Source organism: Pseudomonas hydrolytica, from assembly GCF_021495345.1.
GTDB lineage: Bacteria > Pseudomonadota > Gammaproteobacteria > Pseudomonadales > Pseudomonadaceae > Aquipseudomonas > Aquipseudomonas hydrolytica.
The window spans coordinates 4,031,930-4,049,529 of sequence record NZ_CP099397.1 but is presented as its reverse complement, the minus strand read 5'-3'; the positions used below and the strand labels follow the sequence as shown (position 1 = coordinate 4,049,529).

The following is a 17,600-nucleotide window of genomic DNA, read 5'->3' as shown; positions in this document are numbered from 1 at the left end:
TCAGGGGCGCAGGCTGACTTTCAGGCTGGCCTGCGACAGATCGATGTTGTGCAGGCTCAGGCTGCCGAAGCTCTGGCCGGGCGGCGCGTCTTTGACGCGAATATTGTCGAAGCGCAGTTCGCCGATGGAGCTGGGCAGGTTGACGTTGAACGAGCCGTCGGCGTTCAGCGTAGAGCGCAGCTTGCCGGTGTCATAGCGCACGTCGCGCAGGCCGGTTTCGGCGTCCAGGTTGTCCAGTACCGGCATCACCAGCTTGGCTAGTTGCTTGACCGTACCCAGGCCGTCGCCATTTTCCGCGCGCAGCAGCAAGCCTTGCAAAGCGTCATCCAGGCCCTGGGCGCTGACCGAGCTCATTTCGCTGTCGCTGAGCGACTGCATGCCGCGTGGCGTCTCATTCCGGCTGACGCTGCTGGGCGGCTGCAGGCGCTGGATGTCGGCGCTGGCCATCTGGAATGGGCTCATCAGGGCGGCGACCAGAGTGGCGGCCAGGCGCAGGTTGCTCTGTTTCTTCAGCGCCCTGCTCAGTTGTTTCTCGGTCAGCAGGCCCTGCTCCAGCAGCACTTCGCCCAGGCGCTTGCGGCTGATCAGCTGGACTTTGATCGCGGCGTCCAGCTGTGCGGAGGTGATCAGGCCCTTGCTGATCAGGATCTGGCCGAGGCGTGAGTGGTTGTGCTGGGTCATGGCGGGGCTACCGATGAGTGATGGCAGGTTGAAATCATGGGCCTCTTCTCATGGGGTGTCACCCAACCAAGGATAGGCTTGCCTGGCCGTCCGTCGCATGAGTCGAGGTGGCAGTCGGCGGCCTGTTTCGATTGGTGGCAACAGTCGGCGATGGTGACTGGAGCCTCTGCCCGAGCCTGTGAAACACTAGCGCCCCTGCCGTATGTGAAGTGTCCGCATGTCCACTCTGTCCCATCCCATGATCGAGCGATTTCTCGAGACGCTCTGGCTCGAGAAGGGCCTGTCCGCTCATACCCGTGCCGCCTATCGCAGCGATCTGGAGCACTTCAACCATTGGCTCGATGGTCGCGGTCTGCAGCTGCAGTGCATCGGGCGTGATGCCATTCTCGATCACCTGGCCTGGCGCCTGGAGCAGGGCTATCAGGCGCGCTCCACGGCAAGGTTTCTCTCTGGCGTGCGCGGCTTCTATCGCTTTCTGCTGCGCGAAGGGGTTGTCGAAGAGGATCCCAGTCTGCAGGTGGAGCTGCCGCAGATCGGCAGGCCGCTGCCCAAATCGCTGTCCGAGGCGGATGTCGAGGCGCTACTGCAGGCTCCGGATCTGGACGATCCCATAGGCCTGCGCGATCGCGCCATGCTCGAGGTGCTCTATGCCTGCGGGCTGCGCGTCAGCGAACTGGTCGGCTTGACTCTGGAGCAGGTCAACCTGCGCCAGGGCGTCCTGCGTGTGTTTGGCAAGGGCAGCAAGGAGCGGCTGGTGCCGCTGGGCGAGGAGGCCATCGCCTGGATCGAGCGCTACAGTCGCGAGGCGCGGCCGCTGCTGCTGGGTGGCAAGCCGAGCGACGTCCTGTTTCCCAGCCTGCGTGGCGAGCAGATGACCCGGCAGACCTTCTGGCATCGGATCAAGCATCAGGCGAAAGTGGCCGGCATCAGCAAGTCCCTGTCGCCGCATACCCTGCGTCATGCCTTCGCTACCCATCTGCTCAACCATGGCGCCGACCTGCGCGTGGTGCAGATGCTGCTGGGCCACAGCGACCTGTCCACCACGCAGATCTACACCCATATCGCTCGGGCGAGGTTGCAGGAGCTGCATGCCAAGCACCATCCGCGCGGTTGACTGCGCCGTCCGGTCGCCTGCCGGCTGCCTGGCGGTCATCTGTGGTAGGCTGTGCCGATATTTGCCGTCCCTCGTTCGACAGGAGTGTTCATGTCCCTGACCCGTATTCCCGTTGCCCTGGCCCTGCTGCTGGGCAGCGGTATCACCCTGGCTGCCGATCCCGATCAGGCCATCCGCCAGAGCCTGACTTCGCTGGATGCCAGCCTGCCGATCGAGGCCATCGCCGAGAGCCCGATGCCGGGCATCTATCAGGTTCAGCTCAAGGGTGGGCGCCAGCTCTACACCAGCGCCGACGGCCAGTTCCTGATCCAGGGTTACCTGTTCCAGGTCAAGGATGGCCAGGCGGTCAATCTCACCGAGATCGAAGAGAGCCGTGCGGTGGCCAAGCAGATCAATTCCATTCCGGCCAAGGAGATGGTGGTGTTCGCGCCCAAGGCGCCGAAAACCCATATCACCGTCTTCACCGACACCGACTGCGGTTATTGCCAGAAGCTGCACAGCGAAGTGCCGGAGCTCAATCGCCTGGGCGTCGAGGTGCGTTATCTCGCCTTCCCGCGCCAGGGTCTGAACAGCCCGGCAGCCAAGGAACTGGTCAACGTCTGGTGCGCCAAGGATCAGCAGGACGCCATGAACCGCGCCAAGACTCGCCAGAGCGTAGCCGATGCGACCTGTGACAATCCGGTGGCCAAGCAGTACCAGCTGGGCCAGATGATCGGGGTCAACGGCACGCCGGCCATCGTGCTGGCCAACGGCAAGATGATTCCGGGTTATCAGCCGGCGCCGCAGCTGGCCAAAATTGCGCTGGAGTCGAACTAAGAACCTGCCCACGAGCTGCTGTGCGTCGGCTCTGCTGCGTTAAAAACAGGCTCGGAATGCTCATTTACAACTCGTAAACTGCGCTTCCTCGCCTGTTTTTGCCTTGCATAGCTCTAGCTCGCGAGCTCGTGATCAGGTTCTGTGAGCGGTGGATTGACTAACAAACAGCCGCTTCGTAAGGTGCGGCTCTTTATCCGCGGCCGGGGCATGCTCCGGCCGTTTCGTGCAGTGCTGATGGGGAATTGAGTGTGAAGCCGGTCAAAGTGGGCATCTGTGGATTGGGCACCGTCGGTGGCGGTACTTTGAATGTACTCAAGCGCAATGCCGAGGAGATTACTCGGCGCGCCGGTCGCGGCATCGAGATTGCCCAGATCGCCATTCGCTCGCCCAAGCCGCAGTACGACATTACCGGCATCGCCACGACCAATGACGTGTTCGCCGTCGCGAGCAATCCCGAGATCGATATCGTCATCGAGCTGATCGGTGGCTACACCCTGGCCCGCGATCTGGTGCTCAAGGCCATCGACAACGGCAAGCACGTGGTCACCGCCAACAAGGCGCTGATCGCCGTGCACGGCAACGAGATCTTCGCCAAGGCGCGCGAGAAGGGCGTGATCGTCGCCTTCGAGGCCGCCGTGGCCGGGGGTATCCCGGTGATCAAGGCGATCCGCGAAGGCCTTGCGGCTAATCGCATCAACTGGCTGGCCGGCATCATCAACGGCACCGGCAACTTCATCCTGACCGAAATGCGCGAGAAGGGGCGTGCCTTCGACGACGTGCTCAAGGAAGCGCAGGCGCTGGGCTATGCCGAGGCCGACCCGACCTTCGACGTCGAGGGCATCGACGCCGCGCACAAGCTGACCATCCTCGCCTCCATCGCCTTCGGCATCCCGCTGCAGTTCGACAAGGCCTACACCGAAGGCATCACCCGCCTGACCACGGCCGACGTCAACTACGCCGAGGCGCTGGGCTATCGCATCAAGCACCTGGGCGTGGCCCGGCGCACCGAGGCCGGGTTCGAACTGCGCGTGCACCCGACGCTGATCCCGGCCGACCGCCTGATCGCCAACGTCAACGGCGTGATGAACGCGGTGATGGTCAATGGCGATGCCGTCGGCAGCACCCTGTACTACGGTGCCGGCGCCGGCATGGAGCCGACTGCCTCGGCGGTGGTGGCCGACCTGGTTGACGTGGTGCGTGCGCTGACCACCGACCCGACCAACCGTGTGCCGCACCTGGCCTTCCAGCCGGATTCGCTGTCCGATCACCCGATCCTGCCCATCGAACAGTGCGAAAGCGCCTACTACCTGCGCATCCAGGCCAAGGACCACCCGGGCGTGCTGGCACAGGTGGCGAGCATCCTCTCCGAACGCGGCATCAACATCGAGTCGATCATGCAGAAGGAAGCCGAGGAGCAGGACGGCCTGGTGCCGATGATCCTGGTTACCCACCGGGTGGTCGAGGCGCGTATCCTCGATGCCATCTCCGCCATGGAAACGCTGGATGGCGTGGCTGCGCCCATCGTCCGTATCCGCGTGGAACAGCTCAATTAATCATGTGTCCGCCCGCAGGTCTTGGCCTGCGGGTGCAGCAGAACGAAGGTTTATCCCATGCGCTATATCAGTACCCGCGGCCAGGCGCCGGCCCTGAATTTCGAAGACGTGCTGCTGGCTGGTCTGGCCAGCGACGGCGGCCTCTACGTGCCGGAGAATCTGCCGCGTTTCACCGTCGAGGAAATCGCTTCCTGGGCCGGCCTGCCCTATCACGAGCTGGCCTTCCGGGTGATGCGCCCGTTCGTTGCCGGCTCCATCGCTGACGCCGACTTCAAGAAGATTCTCGAGGAAACCTACGGCGTGTTCGCCCACAACGCCGTGGCGCCGCTGCGTCAGCTCAACGGCAACGAGTGGGTGCTGGAGCTGTTCCACGGCCCGACCCTGGCGTTCAAGGACTTCGCCCTGCAGCTGCTCGGTCGTCTGCTCGACCATGTGCTGGCCAAGCGCGGCGAGCGCGTGGTGATCATGGGCGCCACCAGCGGCGACACCGGCTCGGCGGCCATCGAAGGCTGCAAGGCCTGCGACAACGTCGACATCTTCATCATGCACCCGCACAACCGCGTGTCCGAGGTGCAGCGCCGGCAGATGACCACCATCCTCGGCGACAACATCCACAACATCGCCATCGAAGGCAACTTCGACGACTGCCAGGAGATGGTCAAGGCCAGCTTCGCCGACCAGGGCTTCCTCAAGGGCACGCGTCTGGTGGCGGTCAACTCGATCAACTGGGCGCGGATCATGGCCCAGATCGTCTACTACTTCCACGCTGCACTGCAGCTCGGCGCGCCGGCTCGCTCCGTCGCCTTCTCGGTGCCGACCGGCAACTTCGGCGACATCTTCGCCGGGTACCTGGCGCGCAACATGGGCCTGCCGGTCAGCCAGCTGATCGTCGCCACCAACCGCAACGACATCCTGCACCGCTTCATGAGCGGCAATCAGTACGTCAAGGACACCCTGCACCCGACCCTGTCGCCGTCGATGGACATCATGGTCTCGTCCAACTTCGAGCGCCTGCTGTTCGACCTGCATGGCCGCAATGGCGCCGCCATTGCCAGCCTGATGGACAGCTTCAAGCAGGGCGGCGGTTTCAGTGTCGAGGAAGATCGCTGGACCGAGGCGCGCAAGCTGTTCGATTCGCTGGCGGTGAACGACGAGCAGACCTGCGAGACCATCACCGATGTGTATCAGGAGTGCGGCGAGCTGCTCGACCCGCACACTGCCATCGGCGTGCGCGCTGCGCGCGAATGCCGCCGCAGCCTGGCGACCCCCATGGTGGTGCTGGGTACGGCGCATCCGGTCAAGTTCCCCGAGGCGGTGGAGAAGGCTGGTATCGATGCGGCTCCGGCCTTGCCGGCGCACCTGGCCGATCTGTTCCAGCGCGAGGAGCGTTGCACGGTATTGGCCAACGACCTGCGCACCGTGCAGCAGTTCGTCGCCGCTCACGGCAATCGCGGCAAGCCGCTCTGAATTCCGGTCTGTGAATGCAAGCCGGCGCCCTTGTGGCGCCGGTTTCGTTTCAGCGGCTGAGGAACAAGGCGACCAGGACCATCAGGCCGATCAGGATCAGCCAGACCAGGAAATTGAGTTTGCTGGCGAGCAGAACCGCGGCGCCGCGTGGGCGAAGTGGCGGGTTGTCCTCGAGGTGCTGATCGATGCGTCGAGTCGCCTCCTCCTCGCTCAGCCTCTGATGCAGACAAAGCAGCTCGATGGCGGCCCGGCGCTGACCTTGCTGCAGCAGGCGGCGCACCTCCTGCGGTAACTCGTTCATGTCAGATCGCTCCCTGGTTGCGCAGCTCTTCAATCTGCTGGGCGTCATAGCCGAGGCTGCTCAATACCTCGGCGTTGTGTTCGCCCAGGGCCGGCCCCGTCCAGTGCACCGCGCCGGGGGTGTCGGAGAGCTTGGGCACTATGCCTGGCATCTTGAACGCCTTGCCGTCCGGAAGTTGCGCGGAAAGAAACATCTCGCGGGCGAGAAACTGCGGATCCTTGAGCATGTCTTCGGCCGAGTAGATGCGACTGGCCGGCACCTCGGCGCCTCTGAGTGTCGCTTCCACCTCGCTCAGGGGCAGGCTGGCGGTCCAGCGGTCGATCACCTCGTACAGTTCGCCGCGTCGTGCGTCGCGGCCATCGTTGCTGGCCAGATCAGGGTCGTTCGCCAGATCCTCGCGCCCGATGGCCAGCATGAAGCGCCTGAAGATGGCGTCGCCGTTGGCGCCGATCTGGATGTGCTTGTTGTCCGCGGTGGTGTGGATGGAGGAGGGGGTGATGCCCGGCATGATGTTGCCACTGCGCTCGCGGATAAAGCCGAACACGTCGAACTCCGGCACCATCGACTCCATCATGGCGAACACCGCCTCGTACAGCGCCACGTCCACCACCTGGCCGCTGCCGCCGTTGACTTCGCGTTGGCGCAGCGCCATCAGCGCGCCGATCACGCCCCATAGCGCGGCGATGGAGTCGCCGATGCTGATGCCGGTGCGCACTGGCGGGCGATCCTCGAAACCGGTGATGTAGCGCAGCCCGCCCATGGATTCGCCGACTGCGCCGAACCCCGGCTGATCCTTCATCGGGCCGCTCTGGCCGAAGCCGGACAGGCGCACCATCACCAGTCTGGGGTTCAGTGCGTGGAGGGCGTCCCAGCCCAGGCCAAGCTTTTCCAGCACGCCGGGGCGAAAGTTCTCGATCAGGATGTCGGCCTCCGCCAACAGCTTGCGCAGCACGTCGCGGCCGGCCTCGTGCTTGAGGTTGAGGGTGATCGAGCGCTTGTTGCGTGCCTGAACGAACCACCACAGCGAAGTGCCTTCGTACAGCTTGCGCCACTTGCGCAGCGGGTCGCCGCCATCGGGCGACTCGACCTTGATCACCTCGGCGCCGAACTCGGCGCAGATGCGCGCGGCGAACGGTCCTGCGATCAGGCTGCCGAGTTCGATCACTTTCAGGCCGGCAAGAGGTTGGCTGGGGGCGCTCATGGTGGCTCCTGTGGTTGCTCAGGTGCGCAAGCCTATTGCATTGCCGCCGGCGTGACCATGTGCGAGCTTGCTGGCCAATTGCCGCAAGTGCGAAGAGGTTGGCGCTTTTGCGCGTGCATCCTGATAGGGGCTGCGGTTTAATTCCCGCTGGCGAATGGAAGCGCTTGGCAAGTTCTCATGGATGTTTTCCCCTTCCTGATCTTTCCTTGAAGTCTCTCGTGTCGCCGGCCGTATCTGGTCGTTGACGGCGTCCGCCTGTCCGCTCGACGAGCGGTGCGAAAAGTATCACATGTGATGTATTGCGATATCACATGTGAAGGTCTAGGCTAGTTTCCATGGACAACAAATCATCAGCCCACTACCAGCGTCTTTACCGTCAGCGCCTGCGCGAGCAGGGTCTGGTCAAGAAGGAAGTCTGGATACTGCCCGAGCACGCGCCGCTGCTGGTCGCGTTCGAACGCAAACTGCGCCAGCCTCAGTCGACGCTGGCTTCGATGGAGAAGGAGGAAGGTATGAGCATGCCGCAGGTTTGGACCGCCCAGGCGCTGTATGACGCGCTGGCGGCGACGGAGCTGTTCCACAGCGGGCAGGCCGGCATCGAGCTGATCCAGGGCGCCGACGCCAGCTTGCACGTGACCATGCGCGAATACGGTGACCTGCCGCTATTCATCGCCGTGTTCGGCGAGCAGATCATCGTCGAGGCGCTGCTATGGCCCGCAACGGACGTCAAGGACGCCAACGCCTTCAACGAAGAAGTGCTGCGCACCCACAAGCTGTTCCCGCTGTCGTCCATCGGCCTGGAGAAGATGGTCGACGGGCGCGATTGTTACACCATGTTCGGCGCGCTCAGCTCATCCTCGACCCTGTCCGATGTGGTGTTCGAGATCGAGCTGCTGGCGGACAACGTGATCAAGGCCACCGAAGCCTACGAGGGCTTCCTCACGGCCAGTGCCTGAAAGGAGAAGTGCGATGAACGTCTGGAGCAAACTGCTGACGGCGCTGCGCGGCGGCGCCAATGAAGTGGGCGAGGCCGTGGTGGACAGCCAGGCCCTGCGCATTCTCGATCAGGAAATCCGCGACGCCGACACCGAGCTGCGTCGCTCCAAGGAAGCGCTGGCCGAGATCATGGCCAAGCACAAGCTGGCCAGCGACAAGGTGAGCAAGAGTGCGGCGAGCATCGCCGAATACGAGCAGTACGCACTCAAGGCGCTGGAAGCCGGCAACGAGACCTTAGCCAAGGAAGTGGCCGAGAAGATCGCCAACCTGGAGATCGAACTGGCCAGCGAGCGCGAGCAGGCCGAAGGTTTCGCCGCCAGCGTGGCGCAGCTGCGCAAGGCCGTGACCCAGGCCGAAGGCAACATCAAGCGCCTCAAGCAGCAGGTGGACACGGTCAAGGCCACCGAGAGCGTGCAGAAGGCGCAGATGGCCGTGGCTCAGCGTTACGGCGGCTCGCAAGCCAAGCTGCAGACCGCGGTCGAGTCGCTCGAGCGCATCAAACAGAAGCAGGCCGAGCGTGCTGCGAAGATGGAAGCCTCGGCCGAGCTGGCCGCTACCAGTGCGCCGGACGATTCGCTGGAAGCCAAGCTGCGCGCCGCCGGCATCAAGGCCGACAGCGCCAGTGCCGACAGCGTGCTGGCCAGGCTGAAGGACAAGGCCAAGTCCTGAGCGATGCGTAAACAACGGGGCGCTGGCGCCCCGTTTCCCTAACCCAGGGAAAAGGAAAAAATGGAACTCTTCCTGCAGACAGCGCTGTCATTTCCCACCGCCATCTACAGCTTCCTGCTGTGCGTGGCGGTCATCTATTGGCTGGTCGTCGCCGCCGGCTTGCTCGAGGTCGACCTGCTCGACGTCGAGGCCGATTCGGTAATGGATGGCGCCGGCCAGACCGAAGGCCTTGCCGGCCTGCTCTACAAACTCAAGCTCGACGGCGTGCCGGTCACTCTGGTGCTGACGCTGCTGTTCTTCTTTGGCTGGTTCATCTGCTACTTCATCGAGCTGTGGCTGCTGCGCCACCTGCCGCTGGGCATTTTGCGCTACCCGTTGGGGCTGGTGGTGATCGCCGGTGTCTTGGTCGTGGCCGCACCGCTGTGCGCGGCGATCTGTCGGCCGCTGCGTCCGCTGTTTCACAAGGTCGAGGCGATCAGCAGCAAATCCGTGCTGGGGCAGGTAGCGGTGGTGCGCAGCGGCCGAGTCACCGCCAGCCATGGCGAAGCGGTGCTGGAAGATGGCGGCGCCGGGCTGATCCTGCGCGTGCGTGCCGACGAGGCGCTGGGCTTCAAGCGCGGCGACCGTGTGGTGCTGCTCGAATACCTGGCGGCCGAACACGCCTACCGGGTGATTACAGAAGAAGAATTTCGAGGCGTATAGCCTCTGCCGACAATCCGTACGTCACAGATGGCCGGCAGGCTGGGGCATCGCCGAGCCGGTCTGGAACACTTAGCAAAGGAGTACAGCTGTAATGGAAAACGTCATTCCCTTCCTCGTCGGAGCAGGGCTGGTCGTCCTCTTCGTGATCGCCCTGATCGCACTGTTCAAGGCTTTCTATATCAAGGTTCCGCAGGGCACTGCGCTGATCGTCAACGACATGAGTTCGACGCCCAAGGTGCATTTCACCGGCTCCCTGGTGTATCCGGTCATCCACCTCAAGGAGTTCATGAAGATCTCCCTGATCACCCTGGAAGTCGACCGCCGCGGCAAGGACGGCCTGATCTGCCGTGACAACCTGCGCGCCGACATCACCGTGGCCTTCTACCTGCGCGTCAACGAGACCCAGGAAGACGTGCTCAAGGTGGCCAAGGCCATCGGCGTGGAGCGCGCCTCCGACCGCGGTGCGGTCAACGAGCTGTTCAACGCCAAGTTCTCCGAGGCGCTGAAGACCGTCGGCAAGCAGTTCGACTTCGTCCAGCTGTTCGAGAACCGTCAGGAATTTCGCGACCGCATCGTCGAGGTGATCGGCAACGACCTCAACGGCTATGTGCTGGAAGACGTGGCCATCGACTACCTGGAGCAGACCTCCAAGGTGTCGCTGGACCCGAGCAACATCCTCGACGCCGAGGGTATCCGCAAGATCACCGAGCTGACCGCCGCGCAGAACGTCATCACCAACGAACTGGAGCGCAACGAGGAGCTGGCGATCAAGAAGAAGAACGTCGAGACCCGCGAGGCGACCCTGGCCCTGGAGCGCCAGCAGGCCGATGCCGAGGCGCGGCAGAAGCGCGAGATCGAGACCATCCGTGCCCGCGAGGAAGCCGAGACCCTCAAGGTGCGCGAGGAAGAGCGGCTGAAGGCCGAGCAGGCGCGCATCCAGACCCAGCAGGAGCTGGACATCCGCGCCGAGAACCACCAGCGCGAGGTGGAGGTTGCGCAGCAGAACCGCCAGCGCGCCGTGGTCATCGAGGTGGAGAAGGTTACCCGGGCCAAGGACCTGGAAGTGGTCGCCCGCGAGCGCGAGGTCGAGCTGCAGCGCATCGAGAAGGAAAAGGCGCTGGAAGAAGAGCGCAAGAACATCGCCGGAGTGATCCGCGAGCGCGTGGCGGTGGAGAAAACCGTCGCCCAGGAAGAGGAGCGCATCAAGGAAGTGCGCGAGGTGTCCGAGGCCGAGCGCATGAAGCAGGTGGTAGTGCTCAACGCCCAGGCCGAAGCCGAGCAGGAGCTGGTGCGCCAGGTCAAGCAGGCCGAAGCCGACGAGGCGCGTTCCAAGCACAAGGCCGTGGAAATCAACACCCTGGCCCAGGCCGAACTGGAAGCGGCTGCCAAGAGCGCCGAGGCCAAGAAGAAGCTGGCCGAAGGGATCGAGGCCGAGCGTGCTGCACCGGGTCTGGCCGACGCCAAGGTGCGTGAAGTCACCGCCGCGGCGAAGGAGAAGGAAGGTCTGGCCGAGGCTCGCGTGCAGGCCGAGCGTCTGATCGCCGAAGCCAAGGGCGAGCAGGAGAAAGGCCTGGCCGAGGCGCGTATTCTCGAAGCCCAGGCCTCCGCCAAGGAGAAAGACGGCCTGGCCGAGGCTAAGGTGCTGGAAGAGAAACTCACCGCCCAGGCACGTGGCGAGGAGCAGCTGGGCTTGGCCAAGGCCAAGGCGACCAAGGAGCAGGGCTCGGCCGAAGCGTCGATCCTGCTGGAGCGCCTGAGCGCCGAAGCCGAAGGTCTGGGCAAGAAGTTCGGCGCGCTGGATTCGCTCAGCGACGCGGCCCGAGCTCACGAAGAGTTCCGCATGCAGCTGGAGAAGAGCTTCGAGGAAGCCATGGCCGCCATCGCCGCGAACAAGGACATCGCCAAGGACCAGGCCGAAGTGCTGGCCGCGGCCATGGCCAAGGCGAAGATCGAGATCGTCGGCGGCGAAGGCGACTTCTTCAACTCCTTCGCCAAGTCGCTGTCGGTGGGCAAGGCCATCGAAGGCGTGGTGGGCAAGAGCCCGGTGGTGCAGGACGTGATTTCCCGTCTGCTGGCTGGCAAGGCGGCCGCGCCTCAGGCGCCTGTCAGCACGGGTAATGGCGTGGGCGAGGCCTGACCTTGACTCCCCCGGTATTGCCGGGGGAGGCACGAACCATTCGAACCGCGCTCAATGCTTGTGTAGGAGCCAGCTTGCTGGCGATCGGAGGGTGAGGATCGCCAGCGAGCTGGCTCCTGCAGGCATATTGACCATGGGCTAATGACTGCCCTGATGCCGCCTATCCAGGAAGAACACGATGTCGGACGCACAAACACAGGACGTATTGGACAAGGCCGTTGCCGAAGGTGGCGCCTACGAGGTGCTGCACCGGCGCCTGCAGGAGCAGGGCCAGCGCCTGCGCGCTCTGACCGAGGCGCTCAATGGCCAGCGCCTGGCCGAATTCGGCAGCAGCGCGATGGAGGCCATCGGCCGGGTGCGCATCCGCACCGAGCACAACTGCATCGCCCGCGATATCGTCCAGGTCGGCGAGTGCCTGCTGTTCGGCTACAACGTGTTTATCGGCCTGAAGAAGGAAACCGGCGTCGCCGACGTGTTTTCCCTCTATCGCCTGGTGGAAACCCCCGAAGGCTATGACGCCGAACCGGTGCCGCTGGAGGGCAGTTTCCTGGCCCAGGCCAGTTTCGCCGCCGATTTCAACGAGCTCTACACCTACTACAAGAACACCCGTCTGCTGCAGCTGGCCATCCGCGATGGCAAGCTGCTGGCGAGTTTCCAGATCGGCGAGCGGGTCAGCGACATCCGCGTGTTCCGCTGGTCGATCTCGGTCGATGGGCGCGAAGTGCGCTATATCGACAACCGCGGCGAGCGCGATATCGCGCTGCCGGCGCCGTTCGATTTCGAATGGCAGAAAACCTCCCGCGAAATGGTGGTCATGGGCCGCCATCCGCATCTGAACATCCTCGACACGGTGTTCGTCGAAACCGTCGGCGGCGACCTGACCATCAAGGTCGAGAACAATACCCAGGACGGCCAGGGCATCTACCGCGAGCCGGTGGTGGACAAGACCCAGTCGCTGGACGACGCGCAGGTCGAGTACGCCCGCCTGGGCAGCCTGATCCTGCTCAAGATCCTGCCGTACCGCGAGGAGCAGTGGCGCTACCTGGTGTTCAACAGCCTGACCAACAAGGTCGAGCGCATCGACGCCATCGGCCTGGCCTGCGTGCAGCTGCCGGAAGACCACGGCATCATCTTCCCCGGCGGCTACTACCTGCAGAGCGGCGAGTACAAGACCTTCGAGCAGCCCATGGGCGGCATGCGCTTCAAGCGCTCGGTGCGCTCGCCCAACGGCGAGGACGTGCAGTACATCTTCTACCACCCGGAAGAAGGCCGTTCGGCGCTGTTCACCTACAACATGATCAACCGCCAGTTGCACAACCCGATCTTCGGCCACGGCTATGCGCGCCTGGAGGACGGGCGCATGGTGATCTTCGCCGCCGAGGGTAGCGAGCCGACGCGCATCCACCCCATGCAGATCTGGCAGACGCCGTTCGAGAGCGACGACTACGCTGCCCGCCAGCCGGCGCGCAGCGGCTTCTTCGGCCGTATCGGCAATGCCGAGCTGGTGCGCGGCGTGTCTGATCTGCTCAATCTCAGTCGCGAGATCGACAGCCGCGAAGTGTCGGTGACGCGCTACACCCAGCTGTGCCAGAACACCCGCCGTCTGTTCGACGTCTATCACTGGCTGGGCGATGCCCAGTGCGCCGAGCTGGCGCCGCTGCTGCGCGAGATCGCCGCCACGGGCGAGCTGGTGCTCGACGAGTTCGAGAAGGTCGAAAGCATCCGCCAGCAGTCGGCCCGTGCCATGGCCGAGGCCGAGACGCGGCAGAAGGGCCTGCTGTCGAGCCTGCTGGTGGACAGCTGGGACGAAGTGCGCCTGTTCGTCGACGCCCTCAATGCCATCACCGCCCAGCGCGGCCAGCTGCTGACCATCCGCGACTATCGTTACATCGACGTGGCGCGCATCGACGCCATGGAGACCGAGCTGCTCGAGGCGCAGGAACGTGTGGCGGCTGCCACCTCCGCCTTCCTCGCCAGCGACGCCGCGCTGCAGCCCTACGTGCAGCGCCTGGGCGAGCTGGACGGCCTGGCGCAGAAGGCCGAGACCGTCACCCAGTTGAACGAGCCGCTGGTCGAGATGCAGGACATGGCCGGCAACCTCGACATGCTCTCCAGCCTGATGGCCTCGCTGGCCATCGACGACGCCACCCAGCGCACCCGTATCGTCGAGTCGATCTCCGAGGTCTATGCCCGTCTCAACCAGGCCAAGGCCCGTGCCGAGCAGCGGCGCAAGGGCCTGGGCTCGGCCGAGACCGTGGCGCAATTCGGCGCCCAGTTCAAACTGTTCAGCCAGGGCATCACCAACGCCCTGGCGCTGGTCCAGGACCCGGAGAAGTGCGACGAGCAGCTGTCGCGCCTGCTGGTGCAGCTCGAAGAGCTGGAAAGCCAGTTCGGCGATCATGAAGCGTTTCTCGGCGACATCCTGAGCAAGCGCGAGGAGCTGCTGGAGACCTTCGAGGCGCACAAGCAGAGCCTGCTCGACGAGCGCCAGCGCCGCGCCCAGGGCCTGTTCGACGCCGCCCTGCGCATTCTCGAAAGCCTGGGGCGGCGCACCGCGCGGCTGAACCAGATGGAGGAACTCAACGCCTTCTTCGCCGCCGACCCGCTGATCCTCAAGCTGCGCGAGATGGCCGAGCGCCTGCGCGAGCTCAAGGACAGCGTCAAGGCCGACGACATCGAGGCGCGTTTGAAGGGCGCCCGTGATCAGGCGGTGCGTGCCCAGCGCGACAAGAGCGAGCTGTTCGAAGACGGCGGCAACGTCATCAAGCTCGGCCCGCGCCATCGCTTCAGCGTCAACACCCAGGAACTGGATCTGACCCTGCTGCCGCGCGGCGATCAGCTCTACCTGCACCTGACCGGCACGGATTTCCTCGAACCGCTGGCCAATGCCGAGCTGGAAAGCCTGCGCGACTACTGGCAGGTGTCGCTGGAGTCGGAGTCTGCGCAGCTCTACCGCGCCGAATACCTGGCCGGTGAAGTACTGGCGGCCGCCGAAGCCGGTCGCGACGAACTGAGCCTGGATGGCCTCAAGCAACTGCTGGCCGACCCCGAGGCGCTGACCCGGCGCATTCGCGATTTCGCCGCGCCGCGCTACAAGGAAGGTTACGAGAAGGGCATCCACGACCATGACGCGGCGCTGATCCTCGCCCGCCTGCTGCCCCTGCGCGAAAGTGCCGGCCTGCTTTACCACCGCCCGCAGGCACGTGGCTTCGCCTGCTTCTTCTGGGGCCAGGTGCACGCCCTGGATGCGGCAGCGCAGTGGCCGGAGCGCGCGCGTACCAGCCTGCATATCCAGCAGCTGTTCGGCCGTCGTGAAGGCCTGGAGCAGCTGCAGGCGGAAATCGCAGCGGCCATGGCCAGCTTCGCCGAGGCCCAGCAGCTGGCGCAGCAGGGCGACACCCTGAACGAGGCCGCCGAGTACCTGGTGCAGGAACTGGCCGCCGAGCGCATCGAATTCACCTTCAGCAAATACGCCCGCGAGCTGCTCGCAGCGCTGCAGACGCGTCTGGAAACGGCGCGGGTGTGGGATGGCTACCAGCAGACCCTGGCGCGCCTGCAGGATCGCCCCGCGGCGCAGTGGGCGCTGGTGGACAACTGGCTGCAGGGCCTGTGCAGCCAGGGCGAGCAGGTCGAACTGAGTGGCTACATCGCCGAGGCCGTGGCCCTGGCGCTGTTGCCCGAAGCGGTGAAGCACCGCGTCACCGAGGTCGACCTGCGCTTTGCCGTCGAGGGGCTGATGGGCGATCACCCGCGCATCGCCGAGCAGCGTCTGCAGCTGGCTCTGGACGACTACTTCGCTCGCCTGGGGCTGCATCGCCGGCACTTCCTGCCCAACCTGGCCCGCTACCAGGCGCTGCGCCAGGAAGTGATCAACCGCGAGCGCGAGGCGCTGCGCCTGGCCGAATTCAAGCCGCGGCCGCTGTCGTCCTTTGTGCGCAACAAGCTGATCAACGACGTCTACCTGGGCTTTATCGGCGACAACCTGGCCAAGCAGATGGGCACCGCCGGGGAGAACAAGCGTACCGACCTGATGGGCCTGTTGATGCTCATCTCGCCGCCCGGCTACGGCAAGACGACGTTGATGGAATATGTGGCGCATCGTCTGGGGCTGATCTTCATGAAGATCAACGGCCCGGCGCTGGGCCACGAGGTGCGCTCGGTGGACCCGGCGCAGGCCCCCGACGCCACCTCGCGCCAGGAGCTGGAAAAGCTCAACCTGGCGCTGGAGATGGGCAACAACGTGATGCTCTATGTCGACGACATCCAGCACACCCACCCCGAGTTCCTGCAGAAGTTCATCTCGCTCTGCGATGGAACGCGGCGCATCGAGGGCGTGTGGAAGGGCCGCACCAAGACCTACGACATGCGCGGCAAGAAGTTCTGCGTGATCATGTCCGGCAACCCCTATACCGAGTCCGGTGAGCTGTTCAAGATCCCCGACATGCTGGCCAACCGTGCCGACATCTACAACCTGGGCGACACCCTGGGCGGCATGCAGGAGGCTTTCGCCCTGTCCTATATCGAGAACAGCCTGACCTCCAACCCGGTGCTGGCGCCGCTGGCCACCCGCGACATGGCCGACGTCTACCGCTTCGTCGCCAAGGCCGAGGGCAAGCCGTTCTCGGCCAACGAACTGAGCCACACCTACAGCGCCGCGGAGATCAACGAGATCACCGCGACCCTGCAGCGCCTGATGCAGATTCGCGACGTGGTCGGGCGGGTCAACCAGCAGTACATCGTCAGCGCTGCGCAGGCCGACCAGTACCGCACCGAGCCGCCGTTCAAGCTGCAGGGCAGCTACCGCAACATGAACAAGATGGCGGAAAAGATCAGTTCGGTGATGAACGACGCCGAGCTGATGCAACTGATCGCCGACCATTACCAGGGCGAATCGCAACTGCTTACCAGCGGCGCCGAGGAAAACCTGCTCAAGCTCGCCGAGCTGCGCGGCAATATGACCGAAGAACAGCGTGCCCGCTGGGCGCAGATCAAGCGCGATTTCATGCGCAACAAGGCCATGGGCGGCAGCGACAGCGATGTCGGCGGTCGCGTGGTGGCCCAGCTCAACGACCTGGTGGAGAGCGTGCGCGGCCTGGCCGTGGGCAAGCCGGCCAGCGAGGCGCCGAGCGTACCCTGGGAGCAGTTGCTGGCCGGCCTGGACAATCTCGGCAGGCTGCGCCCGCAGGTGGAGGTGGTCGCACCGCCGCAGCCGGGTACGCAGAAACTGCTGGAAAGCCTGGCCGACAGTCTGGAAAACAGCTTCCTGCCGTTGATCAGGGCGATGGACAAGAAGATCGACATCGATCTGCGTACGCACAACCGCATGCTGGAAATTTCCACCCAGCTGCGCGATCTCAGCGCGCACCTGGGGCAACAGCAGCGTACTGACGTTGCGGACGATGAGGCGCCGTGAGACGAGGTCGGCTGGCGGAGCTGCAGCCGCTGGCGCTGATCGCCGGCGGCATGCTGCTGGTGCAGCTGGTCAATGGCATCTTCGCTGGTGCCCTCAACGTCTGGGGCCTGGTGCCCCGGCACGTCGAGGCGCTGCCCGGCATTCTCCTCGCGCCCTGGCTGCATGGCAGCTGGGCGCATCTGCTGAGCAATCTCAGTGGCCTGCTGGTGCTTGGCAGCCTGTTGCTGCTGCGCTCGCGCCGCGACTTCTGGTTCGCCAGCGCCTTCATCATCCTCGGCAGCGGGGCGCTGGTCTGGCTGTTCGGCCGCACCGGCCTCCATATCGGCGCCAGCGGCTGGCTGTTCGGCTTCTGGGGGCTGCTCCTGGCGCGCGCCTGGTTCGAGCGCAGCCTGCTCGACCTGCTGCTGGCCGCGCTGGTGTTCTTCCTCTACGGCGGCTGGTTCTTCGGCCTGCTGCCGAGCGCCGGCGTCTCCTTCGAGTACCATCTGGCTGGAGCTTTCTGCGGTGTTCTGTATGCCGCGCTAAGCCGTCGCCGCATTCAATGACGAAA

General features: G+C 64.6%; 13 protein-coding genes. 10 read left to right on the top strand and 3 right to left on the bottom strand.

The annotated features are described in order from the left end of the window. Positions 1 to 681 (bottom strand): cyclic di-GMP-binding domain-containing protein, MshE-related, encoded by a 681-nt coding sequence (locus L1F06_RS18965; RefSeq protein WP_003246152.1) that lies wholly within the window; start codon positions 679 to 681, stop codon positions 1 to 3. 217 nt (positions 682 to 898) lie between these two features. Here L1F06_RS18965 and xerD point away from each other — a divergent pair, with 217 nt between their 5' ends. The 4 genes from xerD (at position 899) to thrC (ending at position 5,631) form a co-directional block, all read left to right on the top strand. Further along, positions 899 to 1,795 (top strand): site-specific tyrosine recombinase XerD, encoded by an 897-nt coding sequence (gene xerD / locus L1F06_RS18960; protein ID WP_003246150.1) that lies wholly within the window; start codon positions 899 to 901, stop codon positions 1,793 to 1,795. Positions 1,796 to 1,885: 90 nt separating this feature from the next. Further along, positions 1,886 to 2,611, top strand: a complete 726-nt coding sequence (locus L1F06_RS18955; protein WP_003246148.1) for a thioredoxin fold domain-containing protein — start codon at positions 1,886 to 1,888, stop codon at positions 2,609 to 2,611. Between the two features lie 248 nt (positions 2,612 to 2,859). Next, a complete protein-coding gene (locus tag L1F06_RS18950) occupies positions 2,860 to 4,164 on the top strand; it encodes a homoserine dehydrogenase (protein WP_012019456.1) in 1,305 nt (434 codons plus the stop codon). A gap of 57 nt (positions 4,165 to 4,221) precedes the next feature. After that, positions 4,222 to 5,631 carry a threonine synthase gene (gene thrC, locus L1F06_RS18945; protein WP_129481711.1) on the top strand — a complete coding sequence of 470 codons (1,410 nt, stop codon included), beginning with the start codon at positions 4,222 to 4,224 and terminating at the stop codon, positions 5,629 to 5,631. A gap of 49 nt (positions 5,632 to 5,680) precedes the next feature. On the opposite strand, the gene L1F06_RS18940 is transcribed toward thrC, so the two are convergent. Both L1F06_RS18940 and L1F06_RS18935 read right to left on the bottom strand, forming a co-directional pair. Continuing rightward, positions 5,681 to 5,932 carry a hypothetical protein gene (locus L1F06_RS18940; protein ID WP_012019454.1) on the bottom strand — a complete coding sequence of 84 codons (252 nt, stop codon included), beginning with the start codon at positions 5,930 to 5,932 and terminating at the stop codon, positions 5,681 to 5,683. Between the two features lies 1 nt (position 5,933). Then, positions 5,934 to 7,133, bottom strand: a complete 1,200-nt coding sequence (locus tag L1F06_RS18935; protein ID WP_129481710.1) for a CaiB/BaiF CoA transferase family protein — start codon at positions 7,131 to 7,133, stop codon at positions 5,934 to 5,936. A gap of 335 nt (positions 7,134 to 7,468) precedes the next feature. Here L1F06_RS18935 and bacA point away from each other — a divergent pair, with 335 nt between their 5' ends. The 6 genes from bacA (at position 7,469) to L1F06_RS18905 (ending at position 17,595) form a co-directional block, all read left to right on the top strand. Continuing rightward, the gene (bacA, locus tag L1F06_RS18930; RefSeq protein WP_129481709.1) at positions 7,469 to 8,089 is read left to right on the top strand and encodes a biofilm formation regulator BacA; all 621 of its coding nucleotides are present in this window, start codon (positions 7,469 to 7,471) and stop codon (positions 8,087 to 8,089) included. Positions 8,090 to 8,102: 13 nt separating this feature from the next. Beyond that, positions 8,103 to 8,798 carry a PspA/IM30 family protein gene (locus tag L1F06_RS18925; RefSeq protein ID WP_003246139.1) on the top strand — a complete coding sequence of 232 codons (696 nt, stop codon included), beginning with the start codon at positions 8,103 to 8,105 and terminating at the stop codon, positions 8,796 to 8,798. 60 nt (positions 8,799 to 8,858) lie between these two features. Beyond that, positions 8,859 to 9,500 (top strand): OB-fold-containig protein, encoded by a 642-nt coding sequence (locus tag L1F06_RS18920; protein ID WP_129481708.1) that lies wholly within the window; start codon positions 8,859 to 8,861, stop codon positions 9,498 to 9,500. Between the two features lie 91 nt (positions 9,501 to 9,591). Next, a complete protein-coding gene (locus L1F06_RS18915; protein ID WP_003246135.1) occupies positions 9,592 to 11,637 on the top strand; it encodes a flotillin family protein in 2,046 nt (681 codons plus the stop codon). A 178-nt stretch (positions 11,638 to 11,815) separates the two neighbouring features. Continuing rightward, entirely contained in the window at positions 11,816 to 17,050 is a 5,235-nt protein-coding gene (locus tag L1F06_RS18910; protein WP_129481707.1) for a DNA repair ATPase, read from the top strand. After that, positions 17,047 to 17,595, top strand: coding sequence for a rhomboid family intramembrane serine protease (locus L1F06_RS18905; RefSeq protein ID WP_129481706.1), 549 nt, complete (start codon positions 17,047 to 17,049; stop codon positions 17,593 to 17,595). Before L1F06_RS18910 ends, L1F06_RS18905 begins: the two co-directional genes overlap by 4 nt. Positions 17,596 to 17,600 lie beyond the last annotated feature (5 nt).